24 protein-coding genes are annotated in these 25,083 nt (G+C 49.7%); 13 read left to right on the plus strand and 11 right to left on the minus strand.

The genetic code is table 11. The features are described from left to right. The first annotated feature begins 207 nt into the window (after nt 1-207). Nucleotides 208-1,296: a Glu/Leu/Phe/Val family dehydrogenase gene (locus BMZ51_RS16030; RefSeq protein WP_068003829.1), complete on the plus strand. Its 1,089-nt coding sequence runs from the start codon at nt 208-210 to the stop codon at nt 1,294-1,296. A gap of 61 nt (nt 1,297-1,357) precedes the next feature. Here BMZ51_RS16030 and BMZ51_RS16035 read toward each other — a convergent pair whose 3' ends face one another. The 4 genes from BMZ51_RS16035 to BMZ51_RS16050 form a co-directional block, all read right to left on the minus strand. Continuing rightward, nucleotides 1,358-2,299: a LysR family transcriptional regulator gene (locus BMZ51_RS16035; protein ID WP_068003826.1), complete on the minus strand. Its 942-nt coding sequence runs from the start codon at nt 2,297-2,299 to the stop codon at nt 1,358-1,360. A 141-nt stretch (nt 2,300-2,440) separates the two neighbouring features. Then, the gene (locus BMZ51_RS16040) at nt 2,441-2,956 is read right to left on the minus strand and encodes a DUF2937 family protein (protein ID WP_068003824.1); all 516 of its coding nucleotides are present in this window, start codon (nt 2,954-2,956) and stop codon (nt 2,441-2,443) included. 18 nt (nt 2,957-2,974) lie between these two features. Beyond that, the gene (locus BMZ51_RS16045; protein WP_068003821.1) at nt 2,975-3,952 is read right to left on the minus strand and encodes a WD40 repeat domain-containing protein; all 978 of its coding nucleotides are present in this window, start codon (nt 3,950-3,952) and stop codon (nt 2,975-2,977) included. Nucleotides 3,953-3,959: 7 nt separating this feature from the next. Beyond that, nucleotides 3,960-5,069 (minus strand): CobW family GTP-binding protein, encoded by a 1,110-nt coding sequence (locus BMZ51_RS16050; protein WP_068003811.1) that lies wholly within the window; start codon nt 5,067-5,069, stop codon nt 3,960-3,962. 300 nt (nt 5,070-5,369) lie between these two features. Between BMZ51_RS16050 and BMZ51_RS16055 the strand changes: the two genes are divergently transcribed. Further along, on the plus strand, nt 5,370-6,548 hold the full coding sequence (locus tag BMZ51_RS16055) for a pyridoxal phosphate-dependent aminotransferase (protein WP_068004191.1): 1,179 nt from the start codon (nt 5,370-5,372) through the stop codon (nt 6,546-6,548). 23 nt (nt 6,549-6,571) lie between these two features. Here the strand turns inward: BMZ51_RS16055 and BMZ51_RS16060 are convergent, their stop codons facing one another. After that, the gene (locus BMZ51_RS16060) at nt 6,572-7,018 is read right to left on the minus strand and encodes an AprI/Inh family metalloprotease inhibitor (protein WP_068003809.1); all 447 of its coding nucleotides are present in this window, start codon (nt 7,016-7,018) and stop codon (nt 6,572-6,574) included. 532 nt (nt 7,019-7,550) lie between these two features. On the opposite strand from BMZ51_RS16060, the gene queA reads away from it, so the two are divergent. Continuing rightward, nucleotides 7,551-8,621, plus strand: coding sequence for a tRNA preQ1(34) S-adenosylmethionine ribosyltransferase-isomerase QueA (gene queA / locus BMZ51_RS16065; RefSeq protein ID WP_068003807.1), 1,071 nt, complete (start codon nt 7,551-7,553; stop codon nt 8,619-8,621). Between the two features lie 58 nt (nt 8,622-8,679). Then, the gene (gene cutA / locus BMZ51_RS16070) at nt 8,680-8,991 is read left to right on the plus strand and encodes a divalent-cation tolerance protein CutA (RefSeq protein WP_068003803.1); all 312 of its coding nucleotides are present in this window, start codon (nt 8,680-8,682) and stop codon (nt 8,989-8,991) included. Between the two features lie 392 nt (nt 8,992-9,383). Here cutA and BMZ51_RS16075 read toward each other — a convergent pair whose 3' ends face one another. Continuing rightward, entirely contained in the window at nt 9,384-10,448 is a 1,065-nt protein-coding gene (locus BMZ51_RS16075; RefSeq protein WP_068004190.1) for a LacI family DNA-binding transcriptional regulator, read from the minus strand. A 201-nt stretch (nt 10,449-10,649) separates the two neighbouring features. Here BMZ51_RS16075 and BMZ51_RS16080 point away from each other — a divergent pair, with 201 nt between their 5' ends. Continuing rightward, nucleotides 10,650-11,177 carry a DinB family protein gene (locus tag BMZ51_RS16080; protein ID WP_068003800.1) on the plus strand — a complete coding sequence of 176 codons (528 nt, stop codon included), beginning with the start codon at nt 10,650-10,652 and terminating at the stop codon, nt 11,175-11,177. Between the two features lie 51 nt (nt 11,178-11,228). On the opposite strand, the gene BMZ51_RS16085 is transcribed toward BMZ51_RS16080, so the two are convergent. From BMZ51_RS16085 to BMZ51_RS16095, 3 genes are all read right to left on the minus strand, one after another. Beyond that, complete coding sequence (locus BMZ51_RS16085; RefSeq protein WP_068003797.1) at nt 11,229-11,756, minus strand: MarR family winged helix-turn-helix transcriptional regulator; 528 nt, start codon at nt 11,754-11,756, stop codon at nt 11,229-11,231. 177 nt (nt 11,757-11,933) lie between these two features. After that, nucleotides 11,934-12,698: an ABC transporter ATP-binding protein gene (locus BMZ51_RS16090; RefSeq protein WP_068003795.1), complete on the minus strand. Its 765-nt coding sequence runs from the start codon at nt 12,696-12,698 to the stop codon at nt 11,934-11,936. A gap of 44 nt (nt 12,699-12,742) precedes the next feature. Further along, nucleotides 12,743-13,633, minus strand: coding sequence for a hypothetical protein (locus tag BMZ51_RS16095; protein ID WP_139201405.1), 891 nt, complete (start codon nt 13,631-13,633; stop codon nt 12,743-12,745). Nucleotides 13,634-13,839: 206 nt separating this feature from the next. Here BMZ51_RS16095 and BMZ51_RS16100 point away from each other — a divergent pair, with 206 nt between their 5' ends. Next, entirely contained in the window at nt 13,840-14,643 is an 804-nt protein-coding gene (locus BMZ51_RS16100) for a creatininase family protein (RefSeq protein WP_068003789.1), read from the plus strand. Between the two features lie 573 nt (nt 14,644-15,216). Here the strand turns inward: BMZ51_RS16100 and BMZ51_RS16105 are convergent. Continuing rightward, nucleotides 15,217-15,567: an ArsC family reductase gene (locus tag BMZ51_RS16105; protein ID WP_068004188.1), complete on the minus strand. Its 351-nt coding sequence runs from the start codon at nt 15,565-15,567 to the stop codon at nt 15,217-15,219. Nucleotides 15,568-15,879: 312 nt separating this feature from the next. Between BMZ51_RS16105 and BMZ51_RS16110 the strand changes: the two genes are divergently transcribed. The 6 genes from BMZ51_RS16110 to BMZ51_RS16135 all read left to right on the plus strand — a co-directional run bounded on the left by BMZ51_RS16110 (nt 15,880) and on the right by BMZ51_RS16135 (nt 22,928). Further along, nucleotides 15,880-17,460, plus strand: a complete 1,581-nt coding sequence (locus tag BMZ51_RS16110) for an ABC transporter substrate-binding protein (RefSeq protein WP_068003787.1) — start codon at nt 15,880-15,882, stop codon at nt 17,458-17,460. A gap of 72 nt (nt 17,461-17,532) precedes the next feature. After that, a complete protein-coding gene (locus BMZ51_RS16115) occupies nt 17,533-18,513 on the plus strand; it encodes an ABC transporter permease (RefSeq protein WP_068003785.1) in 981 nt (326 codons plus the stop codon). 21 nt (nt 18,514-18,534) lie between these two features. Beyond that, entirely contained in the window at nt 18,535-19,497 is a 963-nt protein-coding gene (locus tag BMZ51_RS16120; protein ID WP_068003783.1) for an ABC transporter permease, read from the plus strand. Between the two features lie 12 nt (nt 19,498-19,509). After that, nucleotides 19,510-21,237, plus strand: a complete 1,728-nt coding sequence (locus BMZ51_RS16125) for a dipeptide ABC transporter ATP-binding protein (protein WP_068003781.1) — start codon at nt 19,510-19,512, stop codon at nt 21,235-21,237. A 435-nt stretch (nt 21,238-21,672) separates the two neighbouring features. Continuing rightward, nucleotides 21,673-22,125, plus strand: coding sequence for a hypothetical protein (locus BMZ51_RS16130; RefSeq protein ID WP_068003779.1), 453 nt, complete (start codon nt 21,673-21,675; stop codon nt 22,123-22,125). 437 nt (nt 22,126-22,562) lie between these two features. Continuing rightward, complete coding sequence (locus tag BMZ51_RS16135) at nt 22,563-22,928, plus strand: glycine-rich domain-containing protein (protein ID WP_068003778.1); 366 nt, start codon at nt 22,563-22,565, stop codon at nt 22,926-22,928. Nucleotides 22,929-23,235: 307 nt separating this feature from the next. Here BMZ51_RS16135 and BMZ51_RS16140 read toward each other — a convergent pair whose 3' ends face one another. Further along, nucleotides 23,236-23,877, minus strand: a complete 642-nt coding sequence (locus BMZ51_RS16140; RefSeq protein WP_068003776.1) for a class I SAM-dependent methyltransferase — start codon at nt 23,875-23,877, stop codon at nt 23,236-23,238. Nucleotides 23,878-23,962: 85 nt separating this feature from the next. Between BMZ51_RS16140 and BMZ51_RS16145 the strand changes: the two genes are divergently transcribed. After that, a complete protein-coding gene (locus tag BMZ51_RS16145) occupies nt 23,963-24,859 on the plus strand; it encodes a LysR family transcriptional regulator (protein ID WP_068003774.1) in 897 nt (298 codons plus the stop codon). The last annotated feature ends 224 nt before the right edge of the window (nt 24,860-25,083 follow it).

Raw genomic sequence — 25,083 nt, forward strand, 5'->3', positions numbered from 1 at the left:
CCCTCCGCGATAGATGTCGAAAAATAGCGGCAAATTCAAGACCTATTTACTGAAGTTCCTGAGTGGCGTTTTTCCTGAATATTAGAGACACTCGAACAAATTTTCCTTATTTGCTGCTTATTCCCTACGAAATAAACCGGATCTTGCTTTAAGAATAAACCAATATCCCGGCAATGCTTCTTGTTCAATTTCGTTTGGGAGAGCTTAATGAACGTGCCATTGCATAACAATATAATGATCGATACCTACATGACACCATTTGACCACCCAGAGTTCGCAGGCCACGAACAAGTCGTGCTCATCACAGATGAAGCCTCCGGCTTGAAAGCAATCATCGCAGTTCACAACACAAATCGCGGTCCCGGTCTTGGTGGATGTCGCATGTGGAACTATGCAAGCGCGAATGATGCTCTGACCGATGTACTGCGCCTCTCAAAAGGCATGACCTATAAAAATGCGTTAGCTGACCTTGCTTTGGGAGGAGGAAAGTCAGTCATCATTGCAAATCCGCGTACAGATAAGACCCCTGAGCTTCTCCGGGCGTTTGGCAAACACATCAATCGTCTTGCAGGAACCTACATTACCGCAGAAGACGTTGGCATCAGCTCTGATGATATGGAAATCATTGGCAGCGAGACAAAGTACGCGCTTGGAACAGACGCAACTGGTTTTGGCGATCCGTCACCCTACACCGCGTTAGGAACCTATGTCGGCATCAAAGCAGCAGCCAATCACAAGTTTGGATCCTATGACCTATCAGGCCTAACCGTCTCTCTAAAAGGACTAGGGCATGTAGGATATGAGGTTGCTCGCCAATTACATGAGGCTGGTGCCCGCCTTATCGTTTCAGACATATATGAGCCAGCTGTAAAGCGCGCAATCGAAGAGCTGGGCGCAACGAGTGTCTCACCTGATGAAGCCCACCTCGTAGAAGCTGATATTTTCGCACCATGCGCACTGGGCGGTGGTCTTAACCCCGATACAATCCCTCAGCTAAAGGCTGCAGTCGTTGCGGGCGCAGCCAACAACCAGCTTGAAACACCGGAAGATGGCGAAGCGCTGATGAAACGCGGCATCCTATACGCGCCAGACTACGCGATCAACGCTGGCGGCGTCATTTCTGTAGCTTTGGGCGAACCTGGTGCGTCAGATACGATCGTGCGCAGAAAAACCTTAGCGATCAGCGACACGCTTACGCAGATTTTCGAAAGAGCAGAAGCGGAAAATCGCCCAACCAACATCATCGCGGATGAGGTGGCCGAAGAACGTTTTCGCCGCCACGACACTCCAGCTTAGGAAGCTCAACGCTAACTAAGTCCGCAAACAAGCAATATAGCGGTTCCAAAAGCAAGCCGCTTTATTGCTCTTTATGTGCAACCTTAACAAGCGCGCTGGGGCAGTTACCTTGCCGCTCCAGCTGCTTGTGCCAGTTGACCATATAATCAACGAAAGCCCGGACCTTTGCCGACAAGTGCCTGCGATGTGGATAGACCGCATACATTGCAGGACCCGGAACCTCAAATTTTTCCAGAGCTGGTACGAGCGTCCCTTTCGTCAACTCTTCATGCACATAAAAAATCGGAAGGCGAACCGCGCCAAGGCCAACCAAAGCAGACGAAATTGCTGTCTTGGCACTGTTCACGTGCATAGGCCCCTTCACAGGGACAGAGAACCGTTCTCCGTTCTCAACAAACATCCAATTGGACTTGAACTTGTAGTTAGTAGTAATAAGGCAAGGCATTCCCGACAATTCACTCGGCTTTTCTGGCATGCCATGCTCCTCCCAATAACCTGGAGAAGCACAAACAACCACTCGGACATCTCTGATCTTGCGCGCTATCAGGCTGGAATCACCAAGCTCAGTAATACGAATTGCAACATCATAGCCTTCCTCGACAATATCGACGAACCGGTCCTCCATCTGAATATCAAGCTCAACACGCGGGTGATCCTGCAAAAAGGAAGCAAATACACTGCCAAGCATCAACTCAGTGGACGAACGCGGCGCACTCAACCGCAACCTTCCGCGCACTTCCTTATGTTCCTGCTGGACAGCGTCTTTCAGATCATCAAACCTTTGCAACAGCTCACCAGCTTCACGAAAATAAGCCTCACCGACCTGTGTCAGAGAAATCTGCCGCGTAGTCCGATTTAGCAGCCGCACGCCCAATTCATCTTCCAGCTCACTGACATATTTGGAAATCAGCGCCTTGGAGCGGCCCATATCTCGCGCCGCAGCTGAAAAACCACCGCTTTCTACAACCTGTAAAAAGCATCTAATTCGTGTGATGGAGTCCATCGACAAGACCTCTTAGCGTATTCCCAAAAAATTGGCCGGCTTTCGGATGACAGTACGTGCTAAAACAAAAAGTTGAAGCAGTTTAGACCGTCCATATACAAGCAAATTGCTTAGGCAGGAAATGGATACATTCAAAGTGCATTAGATATCTGCTTTTTGGCGGAATCTCCGCCGCCGTCTCACGCGTCCAGCAGCACCCGTCAAACGCAAGAAAAGCAGGCCCAGAGCAAAACCAAAAGCAGCCAAAACACCACCCTCCAGTGTTACGGGCACCGCAGGCTCAAAATCACTCCATGTAGCGCGGGAAAGTTTCGTGTCTGGCTTTTTCAAAAAGACCCAGACCCGTTCAAATGCAGCAGCCGACGACATAGCCAACTGCTGTTCTTTGAGTGCATAAAGACGATCAAGTGAGCGTTCAACACTCTGACCGCGCATCTGTACAAAGCGGTCTGTGCTTATGGCCATGTGCTCAAGGGCAGTCGTTACGCTTTTGCTGGCTGCAGCAGAATCTGCTGCAAAGTCAGCCTTGACCTCTTCCAGCGCATCGATAGCACCACCAATGCGCTGGCGATATTGTTGGGCAAACTCAGGTAATTGAGAAGTCGCAGTGCCACTCACAAGCGCAACGCCAAGCGTTAAAACCCGTGCAATCATCATCACGAACTTCCCCCTGTTTTAATCCACCAGAGTAATCACTCCGGCTGCACCCTCTTCCGTACCAAAGGCCAGACGATTACCTTTTTTATCCCACGCAAGAGCGGAAACAGGGCCAGCACCTGGGCGGCGCAAGACCACTTCAGCATTGTCGTGAAAACGTACAGCCATCACCATACCGTCTTGATAGCCAATAGCCAGCATATCTTCGGTTGGATGACAGCTCACAACCGAGACCATGCTGTCTGCTCGTACGCCAAGCTCAAGCGGAGCCTGCCCCATCGGGCCGCTCTTTCCCATAAACGGCCACAGGATAGCAGCCTGAGCACCAGACGTCGCCAGATACTTATTCTTCACAGACCAGCTAACCGACTTCACCTTGCCCGGATACCCGGTCATACGCATGTCCTGACTGTCCGCAAGACGCCAGCCATGCAGAGCATTTTCCTGCATGGTCGTCACAAGGTATTTGCCATCTGGAGAATAACAAATACCGCTATGTGCACCTTTCCAGCTCAACTCTTGGGGATCACCAGCTGCATTCACCCAAAACAAAGTCACGCCGTCATAGCGAGCAGCAGCAAGGCGCATTCCCTTAGGCGCGAACGTCAAACCGGCGAAAGCGCGTTGCAGCTGAAACTCCTTGAGTTCCCCCGTCTTCAAACGGACCCATGCTGTGCGGCCAGAGGCAAATGCAACACTATCTTGAGGACCGGTTGCAATAATATCGATCCACTTGCGTGGCTGCACGGCAAGCTCTTCAACACTGCCATCTGCACTTATTTTACAAATCCGCCCGTCGCCACCACCGGTAACAAGCGCTTTGCCATCCTGTGTTGGCGTGGCACAGAGCAGCCCGTTTTTGTGAACCGGAGTTTGTGTCTCCGGCCCACCTGCAAAAAAGACGGATCCTTCACCACTTGCAAAAGCGGCGACATCACCCAGAAAGCTGGCTTCAACAACAAAGCCATCAATATCCAAAGGAGCAATCACTGGCACTGTGCAATCACTCCGCAACACAAGCTTCAAAGGCGGTTTTAAGCGCGGCACCATCCAGCTCACGGCCAATAAAGACGATACGGCTCTCGCGCTTCTCGTCTTCTTTCCAATCCCGCTGATGATCACCTTCAACAATCATATGAATGCCCTGCACCACATAACGTTGCGGGTCATCCTTAAAGGACAAAATGCCCTTCATTCGCAAAATGTTCGGCCCCTGAATCTGTGTGACCTGGTTGATCCAGTCAAAGAACACATTCGCATTCAGGTCACCAGCAGTGAACGAGAACGACTTGACCGAGTGCGTATCCTCCTGACCGTGGTCGTGATCGCAATCAGGGCCGCATTCATGATCAGGGTGAGAATGATCATGCTTGTGATCGTGCCCATGATGGTGATGCCCGTGATCATGGTCGTGATCACAATCTGGCCCGCATTCATGATCATGGGCGTGCTCGGCCTTTTTCAAGAACTCAGGATCAAGATCGAGAATACGCTCCAGTTCAAATGCACCACGGTCAAGCACATCATTAATGGCGATCTGGCAGCGCTCGGTATGATGAATCTTTGCGTACGGATTGATCTTACGGATCGCCGCTTCAACGCCCGCCAGTTCTTCAGCAGAAACAAGGTCGGTCTTATTGAGCAAAATCACGTCAGAAAATGCGATCTGGTCTTCAGCTTCCTCAGTATCCTTCAAACGCTGCTGCACATGGCGCGCATCCACAACGGCCACAACGGCATCCAGCTTGGCAGCAGCGCGTACATCATCATCCATGAAGAAGGTCTGTGCCACGGGTGCAGGATCGGCCACACCAGTGGTTTCCACGATGATCGCATCAAAAGCGCCTTTACGCTTCATCAGGTTCTCAACGGTACGGATCAAATCACCACGAACAGTGCAGCAAATACAGCCATTGTTCATTTCATAGACTTCCTCGTCAGACTCAACGAGAAGGTCGTTATCGATGCCGATTTCACCAAATTCATTGACGATCACAGCATAACGGGTGCCGTGGTTCTCGCTCAAAATACGGTTAAGCAGCGTGGTTTTACCTGCGCCCAGATATCCGGTCAGCACGGTAACAGGAATACGGCTATCAGCAGCCTCAGACATTTACGTCTCCTTGGATGGGTGTGCTCTTGCATTGAGCTGGCACATTAATCTCGTGCCCTCAATATAGTCAGTTGCTCTCCCAGCAAAAGACCCTAGCACCTGATTGTTTGATATCCCTTCACCTGTCCCCAGAGGATCCGTCGCATTTCACTCGTCAGCGTAACGTGAGCACAATATCCTCTGATCCACCCTTCCCCGTATCGTGCAGTTGTCATCGCAACAATTTACCGTTTGCATCCAGTGACTTCCACCACCTATGATCAGCACAAATACGTAGGCACTTCGGGAGGGAAAGTCATCATACTGAAAACGGTAGAGGCGTTTGACCGCATAGGTGAAGAAAATGCATTTTCAGTTCTTGCCCGAGCCACCGCATTGGCAGAGCAAGGCCGCGATATCATCAATCTTGGCATCGGTCAGCCTGATTTCCAAACCCCGGAGCACATTGTCGAAGCTGCGGTTAAAGCACTGCGCGATGGTCATCACGGTTACACCAGCGCAACCGGCATTCTCCCACTAAGAGAAGCCATAGCGGCCAGCCTTCACAGGGAAACCGGCACCTCTGTCTCACCAGACAACGTGATGGTCGTTCCTGGTGGCAAAGTCACCATGTTTATGGCAATTTTAATGTTTGGCGAACCGGGCAAAGAAATACTCTACCCTGATCCCGGCTTCCCAATTTACCGATCTATGATCGAGTTCACCGGAGCCACCCCTATTCCAGTGCCGATCCGCGAGGACGATGACTTCGCCTTTTCAGCGAATGAAACCCTCAACCTGATCAACAAGCGGACCGCCCTGCTGATCCTCAACTCACCGGCGAACCCAACAGGTGGGATCACACCACGCAGCGAGATCGAAAAACTGGTGAGAGGGTTGGAAAATCATCCAAACCTGCCCGTTCTCTCCGACGAAATCTATTCGCGGATGACCTACGATGGCTTGAAGCACACATCCCTGCTGGAGTTTGAGCAACTCAACGACCAGTTGATCCTGCTCAATGGCTGGTCAAAAACATGGGCAATGACTGGCTGGCGCATGGGCTTCTGTGTTTGGCCGGCCTCTCTCATCGACAAAGCTCGCAAGCTTGCGGTAAATTGTTGGTCCTGCGTTAACACCCCAAGCCAATATGCAGGCATTGCAGCCATCAACGGGCCACAAGACGCAGTCGACAACATGATGAAAGCCTTTGATATCCGACGAAAATTGGTCGTGGAAGGCTTAAACGCCCTACCCGGCATCTCTTGCAAGCTTCCCAAAGGAGCTTTCTACGCCTTCCCAAACATCAAAGAGACAGGTTGGAAAGCCAAGCCATTGGCCTCAGAGCTACTGGAAAAAGCAGGCGTCGCCCTCATTGGCGGACCTGATTTTGGCGTACTAGGAGAAGGGTATTTGCGGTTCTCCTATGCAAACTCACAGGAGAATATAGCACGCGCACTCGACCGCGTGGGAGACTTCCTCAGCACACGCGGCGAGTAAGAGGTTTAGCCAGAACAAACGATCTAACGCTGCGCTGTTATCAAAATCGCTTTTTCAATCAAACCTGAAAGATCCATTGCCTTGCTGTCATGCTGGACAGGCTGCATGATTAAGAACAGTGAGGCTGGTCCGACGGAGGTCAGGCCATCAAGTTCATCAAGGTCAAACCGAAGCACTACCTGACCTTCTGCATCCAGCAAGGACAGGCCATCTTCATAGCTCCATTCCCAAGCCGTGGCTTTGGTGATTGGTGCATATAACCCTTGGCAGTTTGTAGTTTCAAACATGTTTCCAAAACCACTCGCCGCCGGCTCTGTCCCAAGCTGAGCTGAGCATGTTTTCGAAGACAACACATCTGAAATAGACCAGCTACCAGAAATGACGCTGGCCCCCGCAGGGAAGGCTCCAAGGGTTACCATGGCAGCAGCCACACCAGAAAATAAAGCTATTTCTCTGAAAATCCCATGCATATAGACAACCTCCAGGATCTGTTTTATGCAAAGATTCTCGACACAACCAGTTAACCCTAAGTTAACAAAAAATTACCCATGAGATAACATCTCTAAAAGTACAAATTATTCATGCATTTATCGCAAAGACAAATACATTAAATACTTAATTGATACTTACTACGCGCTCAAAACTCCAATTAATAACTTGTAATTATTGACGCTCGTACAAATTTCATGTTTTTTTCATTCGACTAGAAACCAACATCAAGCAATAAATAAAACCACATTTTAAGAAAATTATAGCACATAGAACAATATTTACTTATTCATTAATAAATATACATCCCAGAATTTACTGTATTTATTGATCAAAAACAAGAAATTCACGCGGATAACACTATCAAAACATTGACTATCAAAATACTAGAACATAAATCCTCGGATCGAAATTCAATTTATACACTGCGATTGATATTAGTACTGGTCAAACAAGACCAATCCTGTTCGTCAATGCTGTGTCTGCCTAAATCGAGCGAGAGGCTTTTCAGAAATGAACACAGTCACATCAACACTAGAGATCCCACTGCATCAAATTGCATCAGAGCAGATTTCGCCCAAGGATGCAGCAAAGCTCATGGTGGTTAAGCCTGAGGACCGGGAACCGTTGTCGGATCGAAAAATCATCGAACTCCCGCAAATACTCAGGCCTGGAGACCTCATCGTCTTTAACGACACCAAGGTCATCCCAACTGAAATTCGAGGCTACCGAAGTTCAGGGGGTGCCTCCCAGCCGATCTCAATGTTTTTGTCTGATCAAAAAACTCCAGATTGCTGGACCGTACATCTCAAAGATGACATTTCCATCAGCAAGAACGAGAAACTCACCTTCTTCAAAGGCCCGAAAACCCTGGAAGCGGCGGTCAAAGAAAAAACAGGACGCGTCGTAGAGCTCCAGTTTCAGCAGGCTGGGCTTGAGCTGAAAGAGCACATGGCTCGCATTAGAAATTTTCCAGAACCACCATTCTTAAACCAGCTTCCACATGCAAAGCCCAGCGACAAACGAAGCTACCAAACTGTATTCGCCAAAAACGAAGGTGCTGCGCTCACCCCTTCCGCTAGTTTGCACTTTACGCATCGCCTACTCAAAGCGCTCGACACCTACGGAATATCTAGCTGCAATGTAACCTTGCATGTTGGAACCGAGTCTTTGTTCCCATCACACGCCGTTAAGGACGATGATAAAGCTCTCCATTCAGAGTGGGGAGAAATCACAAAGGCGGCGGCTAACAAGATCAACCAGGTTCGCGCAATGGGTGGCCGCATTATTGCCGTTGGTACGACAGTGATGAGACTACTAGAAAGCTCTACCGATAAAAGCCAGCTCACAAAACCATTTCGCGGCACAACCGATATATTTATTAAGCCTGGATTTCAATTTCGCGCCACAGACGCGCTTATAACAAACTTCCACCCACTAGACTCAACGTTGTTCCTGTTGGTCTCTGCCTTCAGCGGCCAGAACATGATGTTGAATGCCTATAAGCGCGCAATCTCACACAACTATCGGTTCTTGTCATTTGGAGACAGCTCCTTGTTGTTCCGCGCAAGCACAAGTGCATGACAATCCATAAGGTTTGAAGCCACATAAACTTCACACGGATTTAAAGAGGAGAACCCCTATGTATTCCATTGTAGTAACAACAATATTAAACAAGTCAGACGCTGTACATATCTCTGAGTTGCTCATTTCAGAACGCGCCGCAGCAAGTGTACAGATGGTGAATGTCAGCAGTGTTTTCAGGTGGAAGGGAGAAGTACACAGGCGTGACGAGATCCAGATGCTGATTAAGTGCAAACAACGGGATTACAAATTAATTGAACAGCTCATCGCAGACAATCATCCATACGAGACGCCTGAGATCATACAGCTTAACATCAATAATGGCCTTGGCACTTATTTGGATTGGATCAAAGAAGTCACCTCACCATAACCTAGGGAACGCTTGATGTTATAAGAGGCGCTCTCACCATATCTTGAGCAGGCAATACGCTCTTGTTCGCAACGCGGCCAGTGGAAGCTTGGTCTTCGTGACCGAGCACAAGCCGGAGTAAAGACGTACACGCCAACCCTGCGTCCCAATGAACTAGGGCGAGTCGCAAAAGAGATGTCAGCCTACCAGCAAGACCATACAAGTCATAGCAAGCGTAAAAAAGCCGAACATCTTCAAGTCTTTGTAGTCCTCGGCACTACCGCGATAACTATCCATCACGAAACTCCAAACGCAAAACAATATACCGCCTAGATAAACGCGGCATAGTAAACATAGAGTTTCAACGCGACAGTTTCACGGTTCCAACAGCCTTGCCTGTTGTGAGTTCAGCGTTACTCAGGGTTCACGCACAACCCGCCCACAGGGGTCAAACGTTCCCCAGGAGAAGGCGCACTCTCACGGACGCGGAGCTTGGGTTCAATTAACATCAGATCATTATTGATTTTTTCGCCGTTCATTTGCGAGAGCATGAGCTCTGCAGCCTTCACGCCAATGGTCGCTGCCCCGTTGTCCACAGTGGTCAGCGCAGGACTCCGATTTTCCGTCCCCTCGGTATTATCATAGCCCACAATGGCCAGGTCAGGCCCCGGCTCAACACCCAGTCGACGAACAGCGCTCATGAGGCCCAGTGCAACAAGGTCATTAAAACACACAACTGCCGTCGGCCTCAGCTCAGCCTCAATAATTTTAGTGGCAACTGACCGGCCATCGGCCTGCGTCATCAACTCGGGTATCTCTAACTGCGCATCGACATCAATCCCGGCGTCTTCCAAAGCAGATCTCCAGCCGCGGTTTCGGTCCCGACCAGTCGAGCTTCCTCTTCGGCCACCAACCATGGCAATCTGCGTATGCCCCTGCTCAATGAGATGTTGCGTAATCCGATAAGAGCCCAGAAAGTCATCACCGCGCACACACGGGGCGTTTGCGCCAGCAACATCGCGGCAAACTAGTGTGACCGGTATACCTTGATGGACGATAGAATTGATATCCTTAGAGGTCGTGCCAACAGAAGCGCACAAAATCAAACCATCCACGCGGTGCTGTAAAAGCGTATCAGTAAAGTGCTTTTGCCGCTCTGCAATGTCCCTGTGATTACAGATCAAAATGGTTTTGTTTTGCTCGGCAAGCTTTTCTTCAAGCCCGCGAAACACCTCGGCAAAGTAAGGATTGAGAATATCGTGAACAGCCACACCAATCATATTTGATTGAGAGGTTCTCAAAGATGCAGCGGAGCGGTTATAGATATAGCCAACTTCTTCAGCATAGGCTTTCACCCGCGCTTTTGTGGCCTTGGCAATCAGTGGAGAATCCCTCAATGCCAAAGAAACAGTAGCCGTCGAAACACCCAGTTTCTCGGCAAGATCGCCTAGTCTCAGTGGTTTACCTGTGCCGCTCAATGCCGATTTCCTCGCATATCCAGCCGGATCCATTTAGTATTCTTAGGCACTTATGCGCAGCAACACCAAGAAATAGCAATACTCCACAATGCCCACAAAGAGAATTCATTATGATTTCTCAAGGTTCAGCCAATTGCTCAATTCATAAGATACCCTAATATGTCTCTCCGTAAATCATAAGTGGATGACAGGTTTTCGACTATGTATTCTGATTTCAAATTGCTAGCACAATACAATACTTGGGTGAATGCGCGCCTTTATGAGTGCGCAGAACAATTAGATGACAAACAGCTCAAGGAAGACCGTGGCGCTTTCTTTCGCTCGGTTCTGGCAACCTTTAATCACATTATGGTGGCAGACCTTGCATGGTTGCGCCGCTTTGCAAAACAGTCAAGCTCCTCTGAAAATTTGCAAGGGCTTGATCAATTCCCGGTGCCCTCTGCCCTGACATCAATCCTTTTTGAAGAATGGGATGAGTTAAAAGCAGCACGGCAAAAACTTGATGCAATCATTGAAGAGTTTGCAGGGAGCATAACCGCAGCCCACACCAGCAACGCTCTGTCCTACACGAATATGAAGGGCATTCCGGCAATCAAGAACGTCGGGGATCTTTTGCTGCACTTCTTCAACCACCAAACCCACCATAGAGGGCAGATAACAGCGCTGCTTACCCAGTTTGGATTGGAAACGCCGGACACAGACCTTCTGTTCCTCTGCCAAGATGCATAAACTTCAAAAAAGCACAAAGGCCTGCACCCAAAGCGGGTCACCAATCCTATGTTAGTCCGCGTCCTCAAGGTCGCGCAGATTGTTCGCCTGCGCTTCTGCTGTCTTAGCTTCCGCCTCTAGCTCTGCTTCCAGTCCCGGATCATCTTCAAAACTGGCGGATAGATTTTTCTCAACCTGACGAAGCAAACGGCGGAGCTTCTTGCGGTCTTTATCGTCAATGCCCACCAAAGCTTCTTTTTCAAGTCGCTTCCAGACACGATCGACCTGTAAAGTGCGGTCACGACCCTCTTCACTTAAAAAGACACGGGCAAGCCTGCCATCGCTTTCGGAAACGCGACGAAACACTAACCCCTGCGCAGAAAGTCGCGTCACCATCTTCGTCACAGTCGGCGGCTGCACCCCAAGCGCCAGAGCCAACTGACTCATGGTCTTTCCGTCCTCTTCATTCAAAATTTTCAGAACAGCTTCCTGTCCAGGATGCAATCCAATGCAAGAAAGGTGTGCTCCAGAACGTGCTCGCTGCGCTTTCGCGGCCTGCGCAAGACGGAAAGTCGTGCTTTTCTTGAAGTTAAAGCCCATGGTCTTATTAATCTCGCTGCTATTCAAATCACATAAAACACCAGTAACTGGCAAATACACAGCAGTGATAGCCCCCGAATATATACGTCAGATGACAGTTCGGCGATTAATTAGTGACCTAATGAGATTTCTTAGGCGTTTAAAAACTTTCAATTCAAAAAATGCAGGGCCTGAAGCTTATGCAGGCACTTTTTCGTGATGCGCCATCGCAGTTTCCAGCGCTTCAACCGCTTCACGACAATAAGAGGCGTACTGCGATTCCATCCGATAGTTGAGAGACCGTGGGAACGGGGCTTCAAGCGACATATCATGAACAATCCGCCCAGGCCGTGCAGCCATAACCACAATGCGGGAAGACAAAAACACACTCTCATAAACAGAGTGGGTGACAAATAGAATCGTCCAGTCATGCTTGGACTTCAAGTCCAGCAGGTCATCATTCAACTTGTTGCGCGTAATTTCATCCAGTGCTGCAAATGGCTCATCCATCAACAACAGCTTCGGCTTGGTAACAAGCGCCCGTGCAATCGAAACCCGCATTTTCATACCGCCGGAAAGCTCAGAAGGCATATGTGCAGCAAAGTTAGAAAGCCCAACCATTTCCAGCGCTTCTTCAACCCGCTCCGTAGCATCCCGCTTGGAGACACCTTTCACCTTCAACGGCCAGTAGACATTGTCAGCGACAGTTGCCCACGGCAACAAGGTCGGCTCCTGAAACACAAAGCCAACATCATCCTCGCCAGTGCGAACAATCTCACCAGAGCTCTGTTCTTCCAAACCAGAAATAAGCCTCAAAATAGTGGACTTGCCGCACCCTGACGGCCCAAGAATACTCAAAAACTCCCCCGCCTGCACATCAAGGTCCAACCCATCCAGCGCAGTGGTACCATTCTGAAAGGTCTTAGATATGCCCATAAGGGACAAGAGGGGGGAGCCATACATCTATTCAATCCGTCTTACTAAACTTCTCTTGCTTTTACAGGAGATCAAAAACTGTCGCATTTCTTTTTAGCGACTGGATTTTCGCTTACAACACTCTTGCCACAGGTAAACATTGGATTTTTTGCCTTAATATTCTCGGTGTACATCGAGAAGCTGCGTTGAGGCTCACTGGTTTTGTCCGCTGGCATATAAATCGCGTGTATTCTCTCCAAAATAAACTTAGCCCACGCAACTGCATCTATTTTGCCTTGCGGAAGGTCACCAGCCGTTTTGGAGCTTGCCTCCTTCAGTTTCTCACAACTGTTTGCAAAGCTATATGCAGCTCCATTAAAGACATTGCTTGTCTGCCTCCAGATAACATCAATATTTGTATTTAGAACGGAAAGAGCCGTTTCGCTGCCAGATTGATACCCACCAGACAGCTCCGCTGATTTGAAATCAGCTTTCTTGTACCCGGCCAAATATACAGTATCTGGTGACCCCACAATTTTTTTGATGTCTGGAAACTTCTCCTGAAGAGCGACAATTACACTCTTCTCATCACCATTAGCCCCAGCTGAACAGCACATCCCCATGGTAACATTGTCGAGCTTAGCAGGTTCAGCTCCTCCGGCACGTATTGCATCTGCAAACTTCACCGCCTCCAAACCCATTGCATTACCAGAAGCACCATGTCCTGCCACCAGTAGGTCAGTGACATCTTTAAACTCCAAACCATCATCCATTTTCACGATATCTCCATTGTCCATCATGAAAAACCGCTTGTCGTAACCGTTTGCATTCCCCCACTCCACCATGACAGGGACAGCATGGTCTTTACAAATCCCTTTATCGAGCAAGATTGCCTTGGCAGCGCTTGCCTCACCAGCCATCACGCCAGCCAGCGTTAAAGCGACACCGCCAACCAGTCCTTTTCGTGTCTTTTTAGAAAACATAATCAGCTTCTCCTTCTTGTTGTTGGTCACCAAGAAAGACAGGGGGCAGAAACTTCTGTGAGTTCTCAGAGCTATCGCTTCAGTACCAAAGTAAACGCCCTCCTACCCTCAACCACTGAAAAATCCGAGTAGCAACCACCACAACCGATGACGCCAGCCTTACAACACGCTATTCTGCTGCTAAGACAACAAAGACCGGATAAAACATGAGCGCCCTGCCCCGCCGCCATTGGCACGAAATGACGACAACAGACTTCTCGCAGAACGACACCAGCGACTGGATCGCAGTTCTGCCCATCGCGGCGATTGAACAGCACGGCCCTCACCTTCCGCTCTACACAGACACCTGCATTGCAGAAGGCCAGATCGCCCGTACAATTGAGCTGTTGCCAGGTGATTTGCCAGTCACGTTCCTGCCCGTACAAGCCATTGGAAAATCAGATGAGCACCTCTCCTTTCCCGGCACCTTAAGCCTTTCATGGGAAACAGCGATCAAAGCATGGATTGAGATCGGCGGATGTGTCGCCAAAACTGGTATTCGTAAACTCGTGCTCGCCAATTCCCACGGTGGCAACTCATCACTAATGGACATTATCACCCGCGAACTGCGCATGAAGCACAACATATTCGCGGTGGAATCCAGTTGGCTCCGATTTGGCCAACCCGAAGGCCTCTATTCTGCTGACGAATTCAGCTATGGCATTCATGGCGGAGATATCGAAACCTCAATTATGCTGGCCTTGCGTCCAGACCTGGTGCGCATGGACAAAGCCACTGACTTCACCTCAACGCAAACCAACCACATCAGCACTGATGCACACTTGCGCGCCCATGGTCGTCACCAGTACGGGTGGATGAGCGAGGACCTGAACAAGGCTGGCGCACTTGGCAATGCAGCCTTGGCCTCCGCTGAAAAAGGAGAAGCCTCGCTGACACACGCCTCACAAGAGTTTATAAAGCTCCTGAGGGATGTACAGCGTTTTGATCTGACAAGCTTATCCAAGATCTAAGCAGCAAACGACGCCTTAATTTGAACGGTAAATGGTATTCTCATGCAAAGTACATTCATACCTGAACGTCCGTATCTCACAGCAAAATCCAAGCAAAAATGAACACCATCATAAATAAATTGATGAATTATATGAATTACTCACTCTCATACACAGGGGTTTAAAGCTCATAACTGAGGTTTCTCTGCGTTCAACGAAAATAGACTAAATTTTCTCATCAAAAACGATGAAATTATACCACAGCGATGCATAATGCATGCCGCGATCATAGACGCGAACTCTACAAGAGCATCGAAAAGAGGAACCCTATTGCCCCCCCGAAGCGCACGGTAAAGCAAGGGATACCAGCAGCGGGCCAACACCAGCTCAAAGCCCGCTTCACCTGAAAAGCAAGCACCATCACATTTCGGATAGTGCCATGACCAGCTACAAGAAAACTTCCCCGATAAAAGACACCAGCTGGTCTATCACACTTGTTGTGTCGGTATCGCCTGCACCTTTTACCACTGGAAGGAGCAGCACGGCCTAAGGGCATCCAACCCCTGAACTTTCCGCTCCATGAAAGAAGAGTTATCAAAGCTCTCCTTTTTCCAAGATCTCTCTCCACAAGACAGCATTGAACCCCAATAAAGGTTGTTTGCCGCACAAAACCAGCGGCCTTTTAATTAATGACGTTTCCCGCACCATCAAGGCGATAGCGTGGTCTTGGTCCGTAACACTTGCTTTTGTTTCATCATCCAGTTTGCGCCACGTGGTCCCGCGCTTATTCAAAACAGCGTCCCAGCCAAACCGTTCACAAGCATCGCTGAGAACACTCTCATCAGCGCCAGCTTTCTTATAATCGTGAAAATTGTAGTCAACACAATATTCATCTAAAAGCTTACAAGCCTTGCGAACACTATCGCAGTTGCGGATACCATACACAATCAACAAGATCAGAGCCCTCTAAATTCACACCTTAGATGAAATATACTCACCTTAGCTTTAGTTTATCTCTTAACCAACGCGCATTAAAAATCAAGAAATACATAGCTTAGCCGCTGAATACGCTATGAAATAGCGTTACAGGCTCGTTAAGTCCTCGTTTCTACTACGCACTGCCCCCTAGACGCATTCATTCATTTTGGTAATATCATTAAATCGCCAGAATCCGCCTAATCAAGTGGTCGGCGAAACGAGAGGGGCCCTGCAGAACCATTAGAATCTGCATAAGGGGACAAGGGGAGTAAAATTAGAATGCGTTTAAAAATTGCATCCGTTGCATTGGGAATGGCGCTTACCGCCGGAACTCAGGTGAATGCGGAAACGCTTAAGTTCGCGTTTCAGGGAACCTACAACCAGCTGGACCCATACAGCCTGAACGAAACTTTTTCGCTGAGTATGCATGGCAATGTCTATGAAACTCTCGTGCAACGCTCGGCAGACCTAAAGCCTGAGCCGGCACTTGCAACGAGCTGGGAAGTCATCGAACCCACCCGCTGGCGCTTCCATCTTCGCAAGGGCGTAAAGTTCCACAACGGTAATGACTTCAATGCAGACGATGTGATCTTTTCCGCAGACCGCGTGCGTGCAGAAGGCTCTGACCTGACCCAGGTTCTGGCAGCAGACGTAAAGGTCGAAAAGGTTGATGATTACACCGTCGACTTCATCCTTCCGGCAGTGAACCCAATTCTGCATTCTGAATGGGAAAATTGGCCCATCATGGACAAGGAATGGACAGAAGCAAATGATGCGGTGAAAGTAACCTCCGCTTCTGACACCAATCCAAACTATGCATCTCTGCATGCAAACGGCACCGGCCCGTTTAAGCTCGCTTCCCATGAGCCAGGCGTGAAGACGACCTACACTGTCAATGAAGACTGGTGGGACGAGAAACAACACAACCTGACGGGCGCTGAGTTCACTCCAATTGGATCTGATGCAACCCGCGTTGCAGCATTGCTTTCCGGTGAGCTAGACATGGCTTACCCAATCCCGGTGCAGGACATCAAGCGCGTAGACAACAATGCGGGCACCTCTGCTCTGACAGGCCCAGAACTACGCACTATCTTCCTTGGTTTCGACCAGCGCCGCGATGAGCTGACCTATTCCAACATCAAAGGCAAAAACCCGTTTAAGGACGTACGCGTTCGTAAGGCGTTCTATCAGGCAATTGACGTTGACGCGATCAAAGCGAAAATCATGCGTGGTTTGTCCGAACCGGCTGCTCTGTTGATCTCACCATTCCTGTTTGCAAACTCTGGTGACTTCTCTCGTTACCCATACGACCCAGAGGCTGCAAAAGAACTCCTTGCAGAGGCAGGTTATGCAGACGGCTTTGAAGTTTCCATGGACTGCCCGAACGATCGCTATGTGAACGACGAAGCAATCTGTCAGGCAACTGCTGCGTTCCTCGCTCGCGTTGGCATCAAGATCAACCTGAACGCCCAGCCTAAAGCAAAATACTTCGCTAAGGTTCTCGCCTCTGGTGGCTTCGACACCTCCTTCTACATGCTCGGTTGGACCCCAGGTTCCTTTGACAGCTACAACATCCTCAAGAACCTGAACAACTGCCGTGAAGACAAAGGTACGGCCAGCCCATTCAACCTGGGTGGCTATTGTAACCCGAAGGTCGATGAGCTGACCAAGCTGGTTCTTTCTGAAAACGACGAAGAGAAGCGCAACGCTCTGATCTCCGAGGCCTACACCATCATTAACAACGAAGTGTCCCACATCCCTCTGCACCAGCAGGGACTGGCTTGGGGTGTATCCGACAAGGTTACTCTCAAACAGCGCGCGGACAACAAGTTCCTATTGAAATACGTGAACTTCAAATAAGCCTGCAAACACATAGAGAAAAGCTCGGCGCCACTGGTGCCGGGCTTCCCTTACTCAGGAATAATTAGAAAAATGTTTGGCTTTATTTCTCGGCGTATCGCCATGGCTCTAGTGGTCATGTTTGTCGTAGCCTTAATCTCTTTCCTGCTCTTCCGTTTTGTTGGAGACCCTGTCAACCAGATGGTTGGAGTTGAAACAACCCCGGAACAGCGTGAAGCCCTGCGCCAACGCCTTGGTCTGAATGACCCTGTATTTACTCAGTTTTTCCGATATGTCCTGGGTGCAATCCAGTTTGACTTCGGCAACTCCTACCAGTTCAAGCAGCCCGTAGCAGACCTGATTGGTCGCCGTCTGCCTGCAACACTGGAGCTGTCCTTTGCATCAGCAATCTTTGCCTTATTGCTCGGCATTCCAATGGGTGTTTACACTGGCCTGAACCGTGATTCATGGCTTTCAAAGATGTTCCTGTCGGTATCTCTCGTAGGTATCTCCTTGCCGACATTTTTCATCGGCATCCTGTTCATTTTCTTCTTCTCAGTAACCTTGCAGTGGCTGCCAAGTTTTGGTCGCGGTGAAGTCGTGCAGATCGCGCCATTTTGGGATACCGGTTTCCTGACCATCAGTGGTCTGAAGGCACTGATCCTGCCAGCCGTCACTTTGGGCCTGTACCAAATGACTCTCATCATGCGCCTGATCCGCGCTGAGATGCTGGAAGTCATGCGCACAGACCACATCAAGTTTGCCCGTGCTCGTGGTTTGCCAAACCGCTCGGTCTATTACATCCACGCGCTCAAAAACACGATGGTTCCGGTTATCACTATCACCGGCCTGCAACTTGGCTCAATCATCGCCTTTGCGGTTATCACAGAGACTGTGTTCCAGTGGCCAGGTATGGGCATCTTGTTCCTGCAAGCCGTGCAGAACGTGGATATTCCGATCATGGCAGCCTACCTGCTACTTACCGCTTTCATCTTCGTTGTCATCAACCTGACTGTCGATATTCTCTACATCGTTATCGACCCGCGCCTGCGCACCGAACGCTCACGCGCATAAGACGCGGCAAGGATAAGAAACATGACAGATAACAACTCGACCATTCCCGGCAGCGGGGTCCCACAAGCCTCCCGCTCCGCCATGGCGCGTTTTCTTGACAGCGACCTGCTTCACAGCTTCTTAAGCTCCAAGGTCACAGTTCTCGCTGCATTGACCACTGCGATCCTCATGCTGGCTGCTTTGTTTGCGCCGCTCATCGCTCCCTTTAATCCATTTGATCTGGCTCAGCTCGACATCATGGATGCCCGCATCCCGCCAATCGGTATGGAATGGTCTGACCCGCGCTACGTTCTGGGAACCGATGATCAAGGCCGTGATCTTCTCTCCGGCATCTTATATGGCATGCGCATCTCATTAGCTGTTGGCTTCCTGTCTGTTGCCTTTGCAGCAGTCCTCGGCATCTCCCTCGGGTTGATTTCTGGGTATGTTGGAGGCCGCACAGACGCTATCATCATGCGTATTGCAGAGGTTCAGCTCACCTTCCCGGCAATCCTGCTCGCCCTGCTCATTGATGGCATTGCAAATGGTATCTTTGGCAGCATCGACCGTGAAACATGGGCGATCTGGATTCTGACCTTCTCCATTGGCCTGTCGTTCTGGGTGCAATACGCACGTACTGTGCGTGGCTCCACACTGGTAGAAAAGAACAAGGAATATGTGCAGGCCGCCCGTGTTATCGGCATTCCTGCATGGATCATCATGATCCGTCACGTTCTGCCAAACGTTCTTGGCCCTGTGCTGGTTATTGCAACCATCAACCTTGCTCTGGCTATAATCACAGAAGCCACCCTCTCCTTCCTTGGTGTTGGTGTTCCATCAACACAGCCTTCATTGGGTACACTGATCCGCATCGGTAACGACTTCCTGTTCTCAGGTGAGTGGTGGATTGCGATCTTCCCAGGACTGGCCTTGGCGATCCTCGTACTGGCAGTAAATTTGCTGGGCGACTGGCTTCGTGATGCCTTAAATCCGAAACTGCGCTAGGGAGAAGAGACCATGAGCATCTTAGATATTCGCGGACTCACCGTTGAGTTCCCTAGCCGCAAAGAAAATTTCGTGGCATCCCGCAATGTAAATCTCTCCGTTGATCCAGGTAAGATCCTTGGTGTCGTGGGAGAGAGCGGCGCAGGCAAGTCCACCGTCGGAAACGCGACCATCGGTCTTTTGGAACACCCGGGCCGCATTGCGCACGGTGAAATCCACCTCGCAGGTCAGCGCATTGATAACCTGACACCCGAGAAATATCGTGAACTGCGCGGCAAGCGCATCGGCATGATCTTTCAGGACCCGCTGACCTCACTGGACCCGTTGCAAACCATTGAATTTCAGCTAATGGAAACCATTCGCCTGCACTTGCCACTTTCCAAGCAGGAAGCAAAAGCACGTGCGATTGAATTGCTGGATCAGGTCGGCATTCCAAATCCGGCAGAGCGCATTGGCCAGTACCCACACCAGTTCTCTGGTGGCATGCGCCAACGCGTTGTGATCGCTCTGGCTCTGTGCGCAGACCCTGAAGTGATCATCGCAGACGAACCAACCACCGCACTTGACGTTTCCATTCAGGCCCAAATTCTGGACCTGATGAAAAAGCTCTGCTCCGAGAAGAATGTGGCGATGCTGGTCATCACCCATGATATGGGTGTGATTGCAGACCTGACCGACCATGTAGCGGTTATGTACCGCGGTGATTTGGTCGAATACGGCGAATCCAAGCAGGTGCTTGGTGCTCCAAAGCATCCATATACGCAAAGCCTGATTGCAGCAGTTCCGCGCCCAGATGTGAAGGTTCATCGTTTCCCGCAGGTGGATTATATCGAAGGCTCGGCAAAGCCATTCAAGCAGATCGACATTTCCACCCACTGGCTTGGTAAGGCACGCGATTACAAAGCCGTCAACGGCCCGCTACTCTCTGTCAAAGACATCACGATGAAGTTCCTCACCAAGGATGCCTGGAGGTCAAAGAACAGAGAATACTTCACCGCACTGGATAAGGTCGGTTTTGACATTCACGCAGGCGAGACATTCGGTCTTGTGGGCGAAAGTGGCTCCGGCAAATCAACCGTAGCACGCGTTATCACCGGTCTGTATCACCCAGCCGGCGGCACCGCCCACTTTGCAGGTCAAGAACTCACCAGCCTAACCGACAAGAAACAGGTTCTGGCAATGCGTCGTCAGATGCAGATGATCTTTCAGGATCCATTCTCCTCGCTCAACTCCCGCATGCGCGTACGCGATATTGTGGCAGAGCCGATCAAGTTCCACAAACTTGCAAGCTCAAACAGCCAAGTAAGCCAGATCGTCGATGACCTTCTGGAACACGTTGGACTGGGTGTTGCAGCAGCTGCAAAGTTTCCGCACGAGTTCTCCGGAGGACAGCGCCAGCGCATTTCCATCGCCCGCGCCTTGGCAACACGCCCACGCTTCCTTGTGTGCGATGAGCCAACCTCTGCGCTGGACGTTTCCATTCAGGCACAAATCCTAAACCTGCTGAAAGACCTTCAAGATGAGCTTGGCCTCACCATGCTCTTCATCAGCCACGACCTCGCCGTCATCCGGCAAATGTGTAACCGTATTGGCGTCATGCGGCACGGTCAGCTTCTGGAGGTTTCAGAAACAGAAGAGCTCTTTGATAAGCCAAAGCACCCTTACACAGCCGAGCTGCTGTCTTTGATGCCAAGTATGGATGGTCTGTCACGCCAAAACTTGGAAAAACAGTTCGCTTAAGCTCCATTTGTATCTCTTAAGCACAGCAAAGGGCCCCACCGGGGCCCTTCGTTTGTTGAAGAGCATGCCCATTGACATAAAAAATTCTCCGCAAATCAGCCCTTGCGAAATCGCAAATTGACCGCGCAATTTTAAAAATAATTACAGGCCACGCAGTCACTTCACTCTATATTACTCAAGTACAAATCAAAAAACGAACAATTCTTATATAAACAAAGTACATTTAATAATATATATGCGATTTATACTTTTCATATTTCTTTTACTCAAGAACACATAAACTGCACAAAACAACAACAATCATATATTTACTATATCAAATGCCATAAATTATCTGGCAATATTTTGTTAATCTTCTCATCTCTAAGTTCCCTTCATCCTCTAGGATACAAAAGCTACGAATGTGGACTTAACCTAATCAAAGCAGGCAGAAAAATGAAAAGAACAACTGCGTCTATCCTTGGCCTTGGTGCACTGGCCCTCGTCGCGTCTCCGGCATTTGCAGATGACCATGATGAAAGCAAAGCAGTCCAGACAAAAGTTGAGTTCACTGAGTTGTCGCTTGTCGATGGAAGCCCTGATGATGGTACCTGTAAAACGCGTTATGAAAGTGGGTATACCGCCACTGATAAAGGAAAGAATGATGCTGGTCAGACTAAGGCGGTTACCGATAAAGGTCATGACATTCTCATAACAGAAACAGATGGCACTGAAGGCGAAGGCATTTATGCCCTAACCAACAGCTTTGAGATTGTTTTCCCCGACTCTGAGCAAAAAGATCCGGTGGAGCTTCAGATGTTTGCTGCAGGCCTACTCGGTGAGAGCCCTGTTGTTGGCGTATTCTCAGACGGCACATGCCGTGGTCGTATCACGATCCATAGCAAATAAACCTATTACCAACAGCAGAAAGGCAGAGCGCCATCGCAAACCTGAACAAGTGGCATGTAGCAAAACAAAGCCCGCTTGTTCTTATTTTGAGCGCTTCAGCGCAAAAGCACGTCATCGGCTCAGAGAACTTCCTTTCTGGAAAGCCTAAGAAAAAAGAAAATGAGACGGTTGATCGCTAGGCCTGATGGGGTCTTTGTGATCAACCTAGACATCATACGGTCAATATGGACGCCCAAATGACTGACCTAAGCAAATGATATGCGGCTGCCTAGAACCCCTTCGCTCGCTCAGCGATCAAACCAATACAAAAAGCTCCAGGTTTCACCAACAAGAACAAAGTCTCACCAGAGGCGCTCAAGCAACAAATCTGACCAAAAGTAAAACTGAAACGCTCTTGTAAGCTGATCACTTTCCCCCTTGCGACGGAAGCAGATATCATGGACTGGTATTCAGCAAAGCGCGTTCACAATGAAGAAGGCCGTAAGAAAATTGCGGCCCTTGATCTGGAGTGCGTTTACAATCAGCTTACGGCCCCCGTCGCAACTGGCGGTTACGAGTGGTCTCTCAAAAACGCCCGTGAAGCCGTTAATGACTATCGCAGTTTTTTAATCGAAGCGTTGGAACTGAGTTTCCAGTATGATGATGAGCGAGAACATGATGCGCGTGCTTGGCCCTCCAAAGCTGTCGATATCGTTTGGCACACACACATACTCTTTACTGCTAAGTACTTTGAAGATTGCAACGATATTTTTGGGCATTACCTCCATCATCGTCCGCAGGTTCCCCCGCCGGTAGACGAATGAGCCCCCCGCACTCAGCAGCAGCAGCTACCTGTACAAAAGGGCACCATAGCCGTCCCCTTCTGCATTTCCGATTAGTGTCAAATCGCGTTTAACCAGAAAACCTAATTCAGCGGGAAGACTTCATCAACACCCACACGCCACAGCATGAGATTAAACAGGTACGCCACTGGTGCTTCACATCTCGACGCACACGTTCAGCAGAAGCTTAACACACTCAATCTATGAGGTTAAAACACACCCCACCTGCCTGCCCGGCGAAACTGATGTCCTCTTGAGCGAAATCCCAAATATGAAAGCAGTACGAGGCTCAGCAAGGCAACTCGCCATAGACTTTGCGTGCAACAATCAGCCGACCCATTGGCGTTGCAGGGTAATTGCCGGTCTCAATAATTCTAAAGCCTGCTTGCTCGATGCTTTGTCCCAACGCTGTCTGCTGTAGGTAAGAGACATATGGCGCATAGCCAACAGCACGCATGGCATGAATGAGCCCGCGCCAGTAAAATGCAACATCCCCCAGGCACGGCGTTTTCGAAATAAACAGACCACCGGGTTTCAACTGAGCATGTATTTGCTGAAGGACCCCAGTCATTTCCTTGATGAGATGCAGCACATTAAAAGCCATCACAACATCATAGGTTTGACCGTCAGAGGCAGTATTCTGCGCGCAAGAATGTGCAAAACTAACGTTCTCTATCCCGTCTTTACGCGCTTTCTCACGGCCAAATTCAATCATCTTTTCAGAAAGATCACTCGCCGTTATGTGTTTGACATACTTTGATAAAAGCAGAGCTGTTGAACCACTTCCGCATCCCAGCTCCAGCACTTGTAGGTCTGGTGAAAGGTAGGAGCGTACACGGTCCATTGCCTTCTCATAGGAGCCCACATCCTTTATCGGCCGCGCAATATACCCCGCCGCGTGTTTGTCCCAAAACTTCATGGAATCTTGCATCAAAAGTCCTCCTCGCCCTCCACTGTACCCATGCATATTCGCAAAACAAATTGCCAAAATACGCAGCTTGGTTATACAAATATGCATGAATTGGCAGTCCGTCTCTTTCGATTGGAATCAAGCCCGTGCGTTCCTCGTCACTGCTGAGGAGGGCTCCCTGTCCGCTGCAGCAAGAGCTCTTGGACTCACCCAGCCTACACTGGGCCGACAAGTCTCTGCATTGGAAGCGGAATTGGGAGTAACCCTGTTTGAAAGGGTCGGCCGCTCGCTCACTCTCACCCAATCAGGTCTGGAATTGCTGGGCCATGTGAAGGCTATGGGAGAAGCCGCCAATCGCATCTCACTCACTGCATCCGGCCAATCTCAGGGAATCGACGGTCATGTCTGCATCAGTGCCAGTGATGCGGTGTCCTCCTACATCCTGCCCCCAATCCTCAAGCAACTCAGAGAAGCTGCTCCGGGAATCGAAATTGAAGTCCTTGCCACAAATTCGGTAAGTGACCTTCAGCAACGCGAAGCTGACATAGCGATCCGCCATGTGCGCCCAGAGCAGCCGGACCTCATCGCAAAACTGGTGCGCGAATCCTTCGCTCGCTTCTACGCCTCCAAAGCTTATCTGAACAAAAACGGACGTCCGCAAACCATCGATGATTTCGTAGGCCACGAATTCATTGGCTTCGACAGACCTGATCGTTTCTTAAAGCACTTCAGCGAAATCTACCTGCCCTTAACAACGCAAAACTTCAAACTCACAACAATGAGCGGGGTCGTCGGTTGGGAACTTGCCAGAAACGATCTTGGCATCATCATCATGCTCGAGGATATCGGCAGGAACTTTGAGGATATGGAACAGGTTATACCGAGCTTTGAGCCTTTCCCCGTCCCAATCTGGCTGGCTACCCACCGCGAGCTTCACACCTCACGGCGCATCCGCCTGGTCTTTGACTTGCTCTCAGAGGCGTTATCGGCAGACAAATCTTAAAACCACGGCTGGCTGTCATCCCATTATCTGCGCGCAGCCCCGGCATCTGCAGTCAGTCCATCTGCTCTCAGTGAAGACTATCCACAGTGAAACAACAAAAAGCACAGGTCCCCCAGCAGCTCCAACAAAGCAGAAGCTCAACGTTTCCCCGAAGAATTGATCAATTGTGGGCGGCTTACTTGATCCATATCACGGCAGTTCTACATCACATAGGGAATCTTACG

It is taken from the genome of Pseudovibrio axinellae (genome assembly GCF_900110875.1).
Taxonomy (GTDB): domain Bacteria; phylum Pseudomonadota; class Alphaproteobacteria; order Rhizobiales; family Stappiaceae; genus Pseudovibrio; species Pseudovibrio axinellae.